The organism is Microbacterium sp. NPDC055357 (assembly GCF_053644835.1).
This window is the reverse complement of record NZ_JBSHLZ010000004.1, coordinates 71619-84544: the sequence shown is the minus strand read 5'-3', so window position 1 is coordinate 84544 and position 12926 is coordinate 71619. Positions and strand designations below refer to the sequence as shown.

Here is a 12926-nt window from a genome sequence, read left to right as displayed (position 1 = left end):
TCAGCGCAGCGGCGCCGACCGCGCCGTCGCCGCCAGGAGCAGCACGCAGTAGACGACAGACAGCGCCATGCAGACGACGAGGGGCGTGTTCCACCCGCCCGACACGTCGTGCATCCACCCCACGAACGGACCGCCGGCAGCGCCGAGCGCGTAGCCGCCGCCCTGCACGAGGGCGGACATGCCGGCCGCCTCGCGATCGGACCGCGAGACGCCGATGAGCGCCGTGAAGACGACGACGAAGCCGCCCGCGTGCCCCACCGCGCCGATCACGAGCCACAGCCACAGCATCTCGGGAGCGAAAACGAGGCCGATCGTGAGGACGAGCCACGAGGCGCAGATCGTCAGGGCGGGAACGTAGCGCGGCGCGTAGCGGGCCAGCAGCGGCACGATGAACGCACCGGCGATCCCGGCGCCCTGATACAGCGACGCGAGCGCCCCCGCCGCTGACGCACCGAGGCCGAGCTCGTCCGCCGTGAGGGCGGGGAGCCAGGTCGTCAATCCGTAGTAGATGAGGCACTGCGTGCCGAACGCGCCCACGAGCAGCCACGCGATGGGTCGCCGCAGGATGCCGCGTTCGTCGCGGCGACTGCCGACGACGGGCAGCGGTCCCGTGATGGTCTCGGCCAGTTCGGCGGTGCGCTGCTCTTCGGCCGAGCGGGGCGGTGTGCGGTGGGCGGCGGGTTCGCCCGAGAGCCGGTCCACTCCCCCGGTCAGCCGCTGCCGGCGGGCATGTACGGTCCACAGGGCCAACCCGGCGAGCGTGATGGCCGACCACATGAGCAGCGCCCACGACCACCCGACGACGTCGGCCAGCGGCGCGGTGAACAGCGCGGTCACGAGCGATCCGACGTTCGTCGCCGCCGCGTAGGCCGCCGTGACGGTGGCGACCCGCTCGGGCGGAACATCGCGGCGGATGATGACGGGGATCACGATGTTGCCGATCGTGATGGATGCCCCGATGACGACCATGCCCGCGAGCATCCACCCGAATCCGGGGATCGCGCGCACGAATGTGCCGACGAGCACACCCGCGAGCGACGTGAAGAGGGCGATCTCGGCGCCCGTGCGCCGGATGATGATCGCCGCGACCGGGGTGAGCACGGCGAACATGAGCACGGGCAGCGTCGTGAGCAGCCCCGCCGCGGCGGATCCGATGCCGTAGTCGTGCTCGATCTGGCGCAGCACGGGCGTCGGCGCGACGATGGGTCCGCGCAGACTCAGCGCGGCCACGAGCACACCGGCGACGATCAGCCAGGGGATGCCGCGCCTCGCTCGTCCTGCGGCGGGGAACGAGCTCATCCGGCGAGCCTATCCCCGGTCACCGTCGGCGCCGCGTCCATTCGCGCAGCCGATCGAGCGGCCAGGTCGTCACGATGCGGTCGGCGGGGACGCCGGCGCGCTCGGCCCGTTCGGCGCCGTGGTCCAGCAGCGAGAGCTGGCCGGGCGCGTGCGCATCCGAGTCGATCGAGAACAGGCACCCCTCGTCGAGCGCGATCGCGAGCAGGTCGTCGGGTGGGTCCTGCCGTTCGGGTCGCGAGTTGATCTCGACCGCGACACCGTGCTCGGCGCACGCGGCGAAGACGGCACGCGGGTCGAGATCCGACGGCGGCCGCGTGCCGCGCGCCCCCTCGACGAGCCGGCCCGTGACGTGGCCGAGCACGTCGACGTGCGGGTCCGAGACGGCCGCGACGATGCGCCGCGTCATCGGCGCGCGCTCCATCCGCAGCTTCGAATGCACGGATGCCACGACCACGTCGAGTTCGTCGAGCAGATCGGGTTCCTGGTCGAGCGCACCGTCGTCGAGGATGTCGACCTCGATGCCCGACAGCAGCGTGAACCCGCCCCCGCTCAGTCCCGCCACGACCTCGAGCTGGGCACGCAGGCGCTCGGGCGACAGCCCGTTCGCGACGCGCAGCCGCGGCGAGTGGTCGGTCAGCGCAAGGTACTCGTGGCCGAGGCGCCGTGCCGCATCGACCATGAGGTCGATCGACGTGAGCCCGTCCGACCAGTCGCTGTGCGCGTGCAGGTCGCCGCGCAGCAGCGGACGCAGGGTCGACGCGCGCTCGACGCCGGCACGCTCCCGCAGTTCGGCCAGGTACGCCGGCACGTCGCCGGCGAGGGCCTGCTGGATGACCGCGAACGTGGATTCGCCGATGCCTTTGCGGCGCCGCAGGGATGCGGCATCCCGAAGCTCGTCGTCGGTGAGCGGCGCGATCGTGTCGGCAGCAGCACGGAACGCCCGGGACTTGTATCGCGACGACCGCTCCCGCTCGAGGAGCGTCGCGATCTCGGCAAGGGCGTCGTACGGCCTCATGCGCTCACGCTCCGGCGGCGAACCTCGAGGTCTTGACGACGACGGGGGCGGAGGCCACGCGACGCAGCGCCCAGCCGAACAGGATCGACAGCACGCCCATCCCCATCGCGAACGCCGCGACGCCGAACGAGACGACCGAGGTGAACAGCGAGGCGCGCAGGAACGAGGCGTTCATCATCGTGGCGCGCACGGGGTCGTCCTGCGGCAGCTCGGCGTACGTCTTGCCGCCCGATGCCTCCATGGCGTGGTGCTGGATGATGTCGGCCTGCACGTAGGCCGTCAGCGGTCCCTGCACCGTCTGCCCCTGGAAGGCGGCCGCATCGTCGGGGATCGTGATGTTCTCGGCGCGCAGCTGCGAGGACACCATGATCCACACGACGAGGCCCACGACGATGAGGAGGATTCCGCCCAGGATGCCGAGCACTCCCACCGCCTTGACACCACCGAGGCTGCGGGCGGGGGGTTCGACGGCTGCTGCCGAATCGCTCATGTGCGTTCTCCTCAGATCGGGGACTTCCGCTTCACGCTAGCGTCGGTCGGCCGATCGGGGGAAGAGGACTCGCGCCTCCCACGAGGGCGCGCGTCGCCTCGACCCACTGGTCGAGCTTCGACGCCGCAGCGCCGCTGTCGATCGCGGCGGCGGCCTCCTCCCGCGCCTCGGCGAGGCGCTCGAGCATCGAGCGCTGCACCTGGGTCGGATCGCGGAAGAGCCGGTACGAGACGATTCCCGCCGCGGCGTTGAGCAGGACGATGTCGCGGACCGGACCCGCCTCGCCCCCGATCACGCGGCGCACGACCGCGGCGTTGTGCGCGGGGTCGCCGCCGAGCAGGTCGCCGATGTCGGCGAGCGGGATGCCGAGGTCGCGCGGATCGACGTCGTGCTCGTGGATGTCACCGCGGCTGACCTCCCACAGGCGGCTGTGGCCGGTCGTCGTGAGTTCGTCGAGCCCGTCGTCGCCGCGGAAGACGAGCGCCGTCGCGCCGCGCGTGCGGAAGACGCCCGTGATGAGCGGCACCCGGTCGAGCTGCGCGACGCCGACCGCGTTGGCCTCGGCGCGAGCGGGGTTGCACAGGGGCCCCAGGAAGTTGAACACGGTCGGCACGCCGAGCTCGGCCCGCGTCGCACCCGCGTGGGCGAAGCCGGGATGAAACGCCGAGGCGTACACGAACGCGATGCCGGCGCGCTCGAGGGTCTGCGCGACGGCGTCGGGGCTGAGGGTCAGCTCGATCCCGAGCGCGCCCAGCACATCCGATGACCCCGACGACGAGCTCGCGGCGCGATTGCCGTGCTTGACGACGGGAATTCCGGATGCCGCGGCGACGACGGCTGCCATCGTCGAGACGTTCACGGTGCCGAAGCGATCCCCGCCGGTGCCGACGATGTCGAGGACACCCGGGTCGACGGGAAGCGGCAGCGCCGCCTCGAGGATCGCGTCGCGGAACCCGACGATCTCGTCGACGGTCTCGCCCTTCGCACGCAGCGCGAGCAGGAATCCGGCGATCTGCGACGGCGTCGCCTCGCCGTTCATGATGCGCCGCATCGCCCAGGTCGATTCCGACACGCTGAGATCACGTCGCTCGAGAAGCGAGGTCAGGATGCCGGGCCACGTGTACAGATCCACCATGGGAAACCAGCCTACCCACCGCGCCAGCCGCATGTCCGCGCGGTAACCGCGCGCATCCTCATGCACTTGACAGCGCGTTCCCGGCGTTCTCTTAGGTAGTCCTAAGTTCACACTCGGGTGACGAGAACCCCGCGGGTGGGAAAATCTCCGCGCGGTTTCGGCAATAATGGGGAGCGTGACGACCACCCCAGCTACGTACTCTCAGGCGATGAGGTCCGTTAAGCGACCCGATCCGGTCGCCGTCGGCACCATCGTGTGGCTCGGCAGCGAGGTGATGTTCTTCGCGGGTCTGTTCGCGATCTACTTCACCCTTCGCAGCACTTCGCCCGAATTGTGGGCCGAACGCTCCGATCTGCTGAACATCCCCTACGCGACCGTGAACACGATCATCCTCGTGCTCTCTTCGGTCACGTGTCAGATGGGGGTGTTCGCGGCCGAGCGCTTCCAGCCCTACTCCACCAAGAAGCGCGGCTGGCTCGGCTGGGGCATGGTGGAGTGGTTCTGGCTGACCTTCATCCTCGGCGCGATCTTCGTGTCCGGTCAGGTGTGGGAGTACGCGCAGCTCGTGTACGAAGGCATGCCGATCTACTCCGACGCGTACGCCTCGGCGTTCTACCTCACGACGGGCTTCCACGCCCTGCACGTGACCGGCGGACTCATCGCGTTCCTCCTCGTCATCGGACGCGCATACGCCGTCAAGACTTTCGGGCGCAAGGAGATGACCACCTCGATCGTCGTGTCGTACTACTGGCACTTCGTCGACGTCGTCTGGATCGCCCTGTTCCTCGTCATCTACTTCCTGAAATAGAGCGGAGCTGAATTTCCCCATGGCACGAGACAAGACGCGCCGCTCGAACGGTCGTCGCAGTCCCTTCGCTGCGGCCGCCGTCGTCGGAATCGGACTGTTGCTGACCGGTGGCCTGTATGCGGGCGCATCCGCTGCGATGGCCGCCACCGACGACACGCGGACCACGACCGTCCTCACCGTCGACGACGGCAAGAAGCTGTTCGACGCCAACTGCGCGACATGCCACGGCCTCGACGTGCAGGGCACGCCGGAAGGTCCGTCGCTCTACGGAGTCGGCGAGCTCGCCGTTCACTTCCAGATGAGCACCGGCCGCATGCCGCTGCAGATGCAGGGGCCGCAGGCGCCGCAGAAGCCCGTGCAGTTCACCGACGCGCAGATCGAGGCGGTCGGCGCGTACATCCAGTCGATCGCGCCCGGGCCGAGCTTCCCCAGCGACGACGTGCTCGATGGCGGCGGCAACCTGTCCCAGGGCGGTGACCTGTTCCGCATCAACTGCGCGATGTGCCACAACGTCGCCGGCGCCGGTGGCGCCCTCACCGAGGGCAAGTACGCGCCCGCGCTGCACGAGACCTCGCCGCTCAACATGTACGCGGCCATGGTCACGGGCCCTCAGGCGATGCCGGTCTTCAACGACCTCACGCTCACGGCCGAAGAGAAGCGCGACATCATCTCGTACCTGCTGTATCTGCAGGAGAGCGAGTCGGTCGGCGGCTTCACCCTCGGTTCACTCGGTCCCGTCTCAGAGGGACTCTTCATCTGGATCTTCGGCATCGGCGGTCTGATCGCCATCACCGTGTGGATCACGGCGAAGTCCAACTGATCGACCAGACGACGACATTCAGGCACTAACGAGGAGCAGCATGGCACACGAGGACGATCCGCTCGAGCTGGAGAGGGGCTCTTGGAAGCCCTCCCCCGGGCTCGCTGTCGCGGTCCCCGATCCGGTGCGCAACCCGGAGCTCCCGCCGCACCGCGAGCGGGTGACCGACAAGGACCCGGCCGCGATGAAGCGCGCGGTAAGGACCGTCTACACCCTCTTCTACGTGTCCGTGGCCGCCAGCATCTGGGCAGTCGCGGCGTACATGATCTTCCCGATCGAGAGTGGCCGGTTCATCGACATCCGCCACAACAACCTCTTCATCGGCCTCGGCATCGCGCTCGCGCTGCTGGCGATCGGCGTCGCCGCGATCCACTGGTCGAAGGCGATCATGTCGGACAAGGAGTTCATCGAGCCCCGGCACGCGACACGCGGGCGCGACACGACGCGCGAGGCGGCCATCCAGGCCTTCGCCGACGCGAACGAGGAGTCCGGCTTCGGACGCCGCACGATGATCCGCAACTCGCTCATCGCGGCGCTCGTCGCCTCGGTGGCTCCCGGCATCGTGCTGTTCCGCGGGCTGGCACCGCACAACACGCCCGACAACCCGTTCGCGGGCGACCCGGTGCACCTTCTCGAGCACACGATGTGGGCCGAGGGCATGCGCCTCGCCCACGACCCCTCGGGCGAACCGATCCGCGCCGCCGACCTGACGCTCGGCTCGGCCGTGCATGTCATCCCGGAGCCGCTCGCCGAGCTCTCCCACCACGACGGCTACCTCGAAGAGAAGGCGAAGGCCATCGTGCTGCTCATGCGCCTGCTCCCCGAGCAGCTCATCGAGTCCGAGGAGCGCAAGGACTGGTCGTACGACGGCATCGTCGCGTACTCCAAGGTCTGCACGCACGTCGGCTGCCCCGTCGCCCTGTACGAGCAGCAGACGCACCACCTGCTGTGCCCCTGCCACCAGTCGCAGTTCGACGTGACGGATGAGGCCAAGGTCATCTTCGGCCCCGCCGCGCGCGCTCTGCCCCAGCTGCCGATCACGGTCGACGACGAGGGCTACCTCGTCGCACGCAGCGACTTCACCGAACCCGTCGGCCCGAGCTTCTGGGAGCGTCATTGAGCACCGCAACCGTCACCGAGAAGACCCAAGAGCGCGATAAGCCGCTCGGGGGCCGCTTCGTCGGCGCCACGGCGAACTATCTCGACGAGCGCACGAGCCTGTCGGGCATCGTCAAGGAACTCGGCCGCAAGGTCTTCCCCGACCACTGGTCGTTCATGCTCGGCGAGATCGCGCTGTGGAGCTTCGTCGTCGTGCTCCTCTCGGGCACCTTCCTGACGTTCTTCTTCGATGCGTCGATGGCTCCCGTCCACTACCACGGCGCCTATCTGCCGATGCGCGGCCTCGAGATGTCGGCGGCGATGGCCTCGACCCTCGAGATCTCGTTCGACATCCGCGGTGGTCTGCTCGTCCGTCAGATGCACCACTGGGCGGCGCTGGTCTTCGTGGCCGGCATCGGCGTGCACATGCTGCGCGTCTTCTTCACGGGCGCGTTCCGCAAGCCCCGTGAGCTCAACTGGGTCATCGGCTTCGTGCTGTTCGTCCTGGCGATGGGTGAGGGCTTCACGGGCTACTCGCTCCCCGACGACGTGCTCTCCGGCAACGGTCTGCGCATCATCGACGGCATGATCAAGGGCATCCCGCTGATCGGCACGTGGACGTCGTTCCTGCTGTTCGGCGGCGAGTTCCCCGGAACCGAGATCGTCGGACGCCTCTACGCGCTGCACATCCTGCTGCTGCCGGCGATTCTGGTCGCGCTCCTCGCGTTGCACCTCATGCTCATGATCATCAACAAGCACACGCAGTTCGCCGGCCCCGGCCGCACGAACAGCAACGTCGTGGGCTACCCGATGATGCCCGTGTACATGTCCAAGATGGGCGGATTCTTCTTCGTCGTCTTCGGCTTCATCGTGCTGATCGCCTCGCTGTTCTCGATCAACGCGATCTGGGCCTACGGACCGTATGATCCGTCTCCCGTCTCCGCGGGAACGCAGCCCGACTGGTACATCGGCTTCGCCGACGGCGCGCTGCGCCTGGTCCCGCCGCATCTCGAGAGCGTCTTCCTCGACCGCACGTGGTCGTGGAACATCCTGATCCCGCTCGGCGTGCTCGTGGTCTTCATCCTGATCGTCGCGATCTACCCGTTCATCGAGTCGTGGATCACGGGCGACAAGCGCGAGCACCACATCGCCCAGCGCCCGCGCAACGCCGCGACGCGCACCGCGATCGGTGCGGCCGGCGTCACGTTCTACGCCGTGCTGTGGGCGGCTGCCTCGTCGGACATCATCGCGACGCACTTCTGGCTGACGATGGAGGGCGTGATCCACGCTCTGCAGGCGCTGCTGATCCTGGGTCCGATCATCGCCTACTTCGTCACGAAGCGGATCTGCATCGCGCTGCAGCGCAAGGATCGCGAGATCGTGCTGCACGGCTACGAGTCCGGACGCATCGTGCGTCTTCCCGGTGGCGAGTACATCGAGGTCCACCAGCCCGTCGATCAGTACGACCGCTTCAAGCTCGTCGACTACGAGACCTACGAGCCGCTCGTGGTGCGTCCGAATGCACAGGGACGGATCCCGTGGCACGAGAACCTGCGTGCCGGTTTCTCGCGCTGGTTCTTCGAGGACCGCCTCTCCCCCCTCACGCAGACCGAACTCGAAGCGGCCGATGCTCACCAGCACCACGAGCTCGACCACATCGCAGACGAAGAGCACGCCGAGATCCAGGGCGCGCATGAGCGCGCGGGTGTCCCGGATGCACCGCACGTGCCGATCGACGACGGTCACAACACCGAGACGGCCAACCGCCCGTCGAACGTCATCATCCCCGAGGACGAGGGACGCGACAAGTAACGCGGTCCAGTCGCGAAGAGCCCCGGTTGCATCACGCAGCCGGGGCTCTTGCGTGAGCGCCGGCTGCGGCATCCGATATCGTGTGCCCGTTCGAAGAGCGGCCCGGTCCACCGCCACACGTCAGGGCGGCATCCGGCGTGTCACGACCCGGCGTCGGGCAGCTCCACACCCTTGCGCGCAGCCAGCTCGGCGATCTTCTCGGCCTCGTCGATCGAGACCGCGACGTACATTCGCAGACCCTCCTCGTCACGACGCAGCAGATACTCGTAGTCGCCATCGGTGAGGAACTCGTCGCCGGCGCCGTAGAAGTGCCACCGGACCCTCAGCCTGGTGATCGTGGCGGTCAGGTCCACGCGTTCGAGCAGCGTGTGCTCCACGCGCTTCAGTCCGAGCTGTCGGTACAGCGGATAGGACTGCTCCAGGCCCTGCGCCATCTCCTCACGCGAGGAGACCGTGCCCACGAACGCGTCGCTCAGGATCGTGCCCGGCAGGCCCCACAGGGCCACACTCCGCGCCACGTCGTAGGTGCCGAGTCCGTCTTGGTAGTCGTTGAGGAACGACTCGATCTTCTGGTCGCTGACCGCCATGGGCCTCAGGGTAGCAAGACCCGTTCTTCCACGGTTGCGGCACTATCGCCGAGCCGTGGAGCGGCGTGCGTCCGCTGACTGACCGGTGGGGCAGCGACGACGTGGATCCGGCGCCGGCAGGGACGCAGCGCCGCTCGGGCGCCCCACCACAGCGAAGCGGCCGGCATCCGGATCGAGATCCAGGATGCCGGCCGCTATGAGCCGCGAGCGGGTCAGCGCGCGAAGTGACCGCGGTAGTACTCGTAGACCCAGCCGACGATCGCGACGACGAACAGTGCGATGCCGATGGGGAACATCCAGACGCCGACAGCGAGGCCGAGGATCGCGACGGCAGACGCCCCCGCGAGGACGATCGGCCACCACGACCACGGGCTGAACTCGCCGACCTCGGGGTCGCCGTCGTCGATGTCCGACGTCAGGATGTCCTCGGGCAGCTCGCCGCCCTGTGCCTTGTGCACACGGCTCGTGTAGAAGGCGATGAGGCCCGTCATGAACGCTGTGAAAAGCAGTGCGACGCTTCCGACCCACTCGATCGAGAGGGTGAAGGTGTCCCACCAGGACAGCCCGGGAGCGGCATACGTCCCCCAGTGGGCGATCAGGTTCCACACCGTGTACATCGTGAAGACGACGAGGAAGAAGACGGTGAGGATCCACCAGAGCGCGGTGTTGGTACGCATCTACTTGACCTCTCCTTCGGCCGCGTCGACGACCGGGGCTTCGGGTGCATCCTTCGCTGGACCGACGCCGACGGGGATTCCCGCCTCGGGGTGGTTCAGGTCGAACGCGGGACGCTCGCTGCGGATGCGCGGGATGGACGTGAAGTTGTGACGCGGCGGCGGGCACGACGTCGCCCACTCGAGCGAGGCGCCGTAGCCCCACGGGTCGTTGACCGTGACCTTGGGCGCCTTGCGGGCCGTGATCCACACGTTGAACAGGAACGGGATCATGGATGCACCGAGGAGCATCGCACCGACCGTCGAGACCTGGTTCTGCCACGTCCAGCCGTCAGCGGCCGAGTAGTCCGCGTAGCGGCGCACCATGCCGTCGACGCCCAGCCAGTGCTGGATGAGGAACGTCATGTGGAAGCCGATGAACAGCATCCAGAAGTGCACCATGCCGAGCCGCTCGTTGAGCATGCGACCGGTCCACTTGGGCCACCAGAAGTAGAACCCGGCGAACATCGCGAACACGACCGTGCCGAAGACGACGTAGTGGAAGTGGGCGACGACGAAGTACGAGTCGGAGATGTGGAAGTCCAGCGGCGGCGAGGCGAGGATGACGCCCGTGAGGCCACCGAAGACGAACGAGACCAGGAAGCCCAGCGAGAACACCATGGGCGTCTCGAAGGTCACCGATCCTCGCCACATCGTTCCGATCCAGTTGAAGATCTTCACGCCTGTCGGTACCGCGATGAGCATCGTCATCAGCGCGAAGAACGGCAGTAGGACGGCGCCCGTGACGTACATGTGGTGGGCCCACACGGCGATCGACAGCGCGGCGATCGCGATCGTGGCGTAGACCAGGGTCTTGTACCCGAAGATCGGCTTGCGGCTGAAGACCGGCAGGACCTCGGAGATGATGCCGAAGAACGGCAGCGCGATGATGTACACCTCGGGGTGTCCGAAGAACCAGAACAGGTGCTGCCAGAGGAGCACTCCGCCGTTCTGCGGATCGTAGATGTGGGCGCCCAGCACGCGGTCGGTCGCAGCGGCGAGGATCGCGGCGGCGAGGACAGGGAAGGCCATCAGGATCAGGATGCTCGTGACGAGCGTGTTCCACGAGAAGATCGGCATGCGCCACATCGTCATGCCCGGTGCGCGCATCGTGATGATGGTCGTGATGAAGTTCACGGCACCGAGAATGGTTCCGAAACCGCTCATGCCGAGTCCGAGCATCCACAGGTTTCCGCCGACACCTGGCGAGAACGTCGTGCTCGCGAGTGGCTGATAGGCGAACCAGCCGAAGGATGCCGCACCCTGGGGCGTGAGGAAGCCGGCGACCGCGATGAGCGAGCCGAACGTGAACAGCCAGAGCGCGAAGGCGTTGAGTCGCGGGAACGCGACATCGGGGGCACCGAGCTGCAGCGGCAGGATCGCGTTCGCGAAGCCCGCGAACAGCGGCGTCGCGAACATCAGCAGCATGATCGTGCCGTGCATCGTGAACAGCTGGTTGTACTGCTCCTTCGTCGGGACGATCTGCATGCCCGGTTCGAAGAGCTCGGCGCGGATGATCAGCGCCATCACACCGCCCAGCATGAAGAAGATCACCGAGGCGATCAGGTACATGTAGCCGATCGTCTTGTGGTCGGTGGAGGTGATCCACTTGACGATGATGTTGCCCTTCTGCTCGACGCGAGATGCGCTGAGCAGAGCGGCCTGGCGAGGCGGCAGGGTCGTCGGACGCCCCTGCGCGGGTTCATTGAGGGGAAGTGTCGTCGCCATGGTCAGTCTTGTCCCTCCGATGCGACCCCGCCCGTACCGGGAAGGTTCTGGAGCCGGTCGTATTCGTTGTTGATGTCACCGGTCTGCCCCGCGGCTTCGAGGGAGTCGAGGTAGTCCTCGTACTCGGCCTCGCTGACGACCTTGACGTTGAAGAGCATCATCGAGTGGTACTCGCCGCAGAGCTCGGCGCACTTGCCGGCGTACTCGCCCTCGCGCGTCGGCGTGAACGACCACAGGTTGTCGCGGCCGATGTACATGTCCTTCTTGTAGAGGAAGTCGATGATCCAGAAGGAGTGGATGACATCGCGCGACTGCAGGTTGATCGTGACGGACTTGTCGACCGGCAGGTAGAGCGTCGGCAGCTCGTTGATGATGTTGCCGGACTCGTCGGTCTGCGCCTGGACGCCCATCGACCAGACCGTGTCGTCGTCGGTGGCGCCGTCGTACTGGAAGTCCCACGCCCACTGCTTGCCGATCGCCGTGATCGACACGTCGGGGTTCTCGTCGTAGTCCTCGAGGATGGCCTGGTCACGCGCGGTGAACGCGAAGAATCCGAGCACGAGGATGACCGGCACGACCGTGTAGAAGATCTCGATCGGCATGTTGTAGCGCAGCTGGACCGGCAGACCGGTCTGTCCGCGGCGACGTCGGTAGACGATCGCGGCCCACAGCGTGAGACCCCACGTGATGACGCCGACGGCGAGCAGCACGATCCAGGAGTTGACCCACAGGCCCGACACCATCTCGGTGTGGTTCGTCGTCGCGGGACCGTCCTCGACGAAGCCCGGTAGATACCCGTTGAGCTCCGTCGGGGTGCATCCGGCCAAGATGGCGGCCGTAGCGATCCCGACGGGGAGGAGGGCCCAGCGGAGGCGGCGTTTCGAGGGCACGGTGCACCTTTCCAAGTCGCGAATGTGACTCACGCCAGTCTAGGGCAACCGCTCAGGCACTTCAGGCCATCTGCCCAGCTTGTCGCGCCATCTCCCGCCGAGGACGACAGAACCCGGCGGCTGATCAGCGCGCCGGGTTCCGTCGGATTTCCGTTCCGATCAGTGGAAGCTGTCTCCGCACGCGCAGCTGCCGCCGGCGTTCGGGTTGTCGATCGTGAATCCCTGCTCGGAGATCGTGTCCTTGAAGTCGATCGAGGCGCCGTCGAGGTACGGGACGCTCATCTCGTCGACGATGACTTCGACGCCCTCGAACTCGACCGCCTGGTCACCCTCGAGGTAGCGCTCGTCGAAGTAGAGCTGGTAGATCAGTCCGCTGCAGCCGCCGGGCTGCACAGCGACCCGCAGGCGCAGGTCGTCGCGGCCCTCCTGCTCGAGCAGGTTCTTGACCTTGAGTGCCGCAGCGTCGGTCAGCGACACGTTGTGCGCGCGGGCTTCCTGGTCGGTAGACAGAGCGGTGTCGGTCATGTGATC

At 67.4% G+C, this 12926-nt stretch carries 13 protein-coding genes; 4 read left to right on the top strand and 9 right to left on the bottom strand.

All coding sequences use genetic code 11. The annotated features are described in order from the left end of the window. From ACWICD_RS07345 to trpD, 4 genes are read right to left on the bottom strand one after another with little or no spacing between them, the layout of a single operon-like run. Positions 1–1299, bottom strand: a complete 1299-nt coding sequence (locus ACWICD_RS07345) for an MFS transporter (RefSeq protein WP_376126282.1) — start codon at positions 1297–1299, stop codon at positions 1–3. Between the two features lie 19 nt (positions 1300–1318). Continuing rightward, entirely contained in the window at positions 1319–2314 is a 996-nt protein-coding gene (locus ACWICD_RS07340) for a PHP domain-containing protein (RefSeq protein ID WP_454139792.1), read from the bottom strand. Between the two features lie 4 nt (positions 2315–2318). Beyond that, the gene (locus ACWICD_RS07335; RefSeq protein WP_376126277.1) at positions 2319–2804 is read right to left on the bottom strand and encodes an aromatic ring-opening dioxygenase LigA; all 486 of its coding nucleotides are present in this window, start codon (positions 2802–2804) and stop codon (positions 2319–2321) included. A 31-nt stretch (positions 2805–2835) separates the two neighbouring features. Beyond that, positions 2836–3939 (bottom strand): anthranilate phosphoribosyltransferase, encoded by a 1104-nt coding sequence (gene trpD, locus ACWICD_RS07330; RefSeq protein ID WP_376126274.1) that lies wholly within the window; start codon positions 3937–3939, stop codon positions 2836–2838. Between the two features lie 166 nt (positions 3940–4105). Between trpD and ctaE the strand changes: the two genes are divergently transcribed. From ctaE to qcrB, 4 genes are read left to right on the top strand one after another with little or no spacing between them, the layout of a single operon-like run. Beyond that, on the top strand, positions 4106–4747 hold the full coding sequence (ctaE, locus tag ACWICD_RS07325) for an aa3-type cytochrome oxidase subunit III (protein WP_376126272.1): 642 nt from the start codon (positions 4106–4108) through the stop codon (positions 4745–4747). A gap of 19 nt (positions 4748–4766) precedes the next feature. Further along, entirely contained in the window at positions 4767–5567 is an 801-nt protein-coding gene (gene qcrC / locus ACWICD_RS07320; RefSeq protein WP_454139791.1) for a cytochrome bc1 complex diheme cytochrome c subunit, read from the top strand. A 40-nt stretch (positions 5568–5607) separates the two neighbouring features. Further along, positions 5608–6687 (top strand): cytochrome bc1 complex Rieske iron-sulfur subunit, encoded by a 1080-nt coding sequence (gene qcrA, locus ACWICD_RS07315; protein WP_376126267.1) that lies wholly within the window; start codon positions 5608–5610, stop codon positions 6685–6687. Beyond that, a complete protein-coding gene (gene qcrB, locus ACWICD_RS07310) occupies positions 6684–8477 on the top strand; it encodes a cytochrome bc1 complex cytochrome b subunit (protein ID WP_454139790.1) in 1794 nt (597 codons plus the stop codon). Before qcrA ends, qcrB begins: the two co-directional genes overlap by 4 nt. Before the next feature lie 140 nt (positions 8478–8617). Here qcrB and ACWICD_RS07305 read toward each other — a convergent pair whose 3' ends face one another. The 5 genes from ACWICD_RS07305 to erpA all read right to left on the bottom strand — a co-directional run bounded on the left by ACWICD_RS07305 (position 8618) and on the right by erpA (position 12920). Continuing rightward, positions 8618–9064 (bottom strand): hypothetical protein, encoded by a 447-nt coding sequence (locus ACWICD_RS07305; RefSeq protein WP_454139789.1) that lies wholly within the window; start codon positions 9062–9064, stop codon positions 8618–8620. A 212-nt stretch (positions 9065–9276) separates the two neighbouring features. Further along, the gene (locus ACWICD_RS07300; protein WP_376126260.1) at positions 9277–9741 is read right to left on the bottom strand and encodes a cytochrome c oxidase subunit 4; all 465 of its coding nucleotides are present in this window, start codon (positions 9739–9741) and stop codon (positions 9277–9279) included. Next, positions 9742–11505, bottom strand: coding sequence for an aa3-type cytochrome oxidase subunit I (gene ctaD, locus ACWICD_RS07295; protein ID WP_376126258.1), 1764 nt, complete (start codon positions 11503–11505; stop codon positions 9742–9744). Positions 11506–11507: 2 nt separating this feature from the next. Beyond that, positions 11508–12395 (bottom strand): aa3-type cytochrome oxidase subunit II, encoded by an 888-nt coding sequence (gene ctaC, locus ACWICD_RS07290; RefSeq protein WP_376126255.1) that lies wholly within the window; start codon positions 12393–12395, stop codon positions 11508–11510. 159 nt (positions 12396–12554) lie between these two features. Next, positions 12555–12920, bottom strand: a complete 366-nt coding sequence (gene erpA / locus ACWICD_RS07285; RefSeq protein WP_376126253.1) for an iron-sulfur cluster insertion protein ErpA — start codon at positions 12918–12920, stop codon at positions 12555–12557. Between the last annotated feature and the right edge of the window lie 6 nt (positions 12921–12926).

Coding starts and splice junctions, on each gene's coding strand:
- ACWICD_RS07345 (WP_376126282.1), bottom strand. CDS start 1,299: ATGAGCTCGTTCCCCGCCGCAGGACGAGCGAGGCGCGGCATCCCCTGG.
- ACWICD_RS07340 (WP_454139792.1), bottom strand. CDS start 2,314: ATGAGGCCGTACGACGCCCTTGCCGAGATCGCGACGCTCCTCGAGCGG.
- ACWICD_RS07335 (WP_376126277.1), bottom strand. CDS start 2,804: ATGAGCGATTCGGCAGCAGCCGTCGAACCCCCCGCCCGCAGCCTCGGT.
- trpD (WP_376126274.1), bottom strand. CDS start 3,939: ATGGTGGATCTGTACACGTGGCCCGGCATCCTGACCTCGCTTCTCGAG.
- ctaE (WP_376126272.1), top strand. CDS start 4,106: ATGGGGAGCGTGACGACCACCCCAGCTACGTACTCTCAGGCGATGAGG.
- qcrC (WP_454139791.1), top strand. CDS start 4,767: ATGGCACGAGACAAGACGCGCCGCTCGAACGGTCGTCGCAGTCCCTTC.
- qcrA (WP_376126267.1), top strand. CDS start 5,608: ATGGCACACGAGGACGATCCGCTCGAGCTGGAGAGGGGCTCTTGGAAG.
- ACWICD_RS07305 (WP_454139789.1), bottom strand. CDS start 9,064: ATGGCGGTCAGCGACCAGAAGATCGAGTCGTTCCTCAACGACTACCAA.
- ACWICD_RS07300 (WP_376126260.1), bottom strand. CDS start 9,741: ATGCGTACCAACACCGCGCTCTGGTGGATCCTCACCGTCTTCTTCCTC.
- ctaD (WP_376126258.1), bottom strand. CDS start 11,505: ATGGCGACGACACTTCCCCTCAATGAACCCGCGCAGGGGCGTCCGACG.
- erpA (WP_376126253.1), bottom strand. CDS start 12,920: ATGACCGACACCGCTCTGTCTACCGACCAGGAAGCCCGCGCGCACAAC.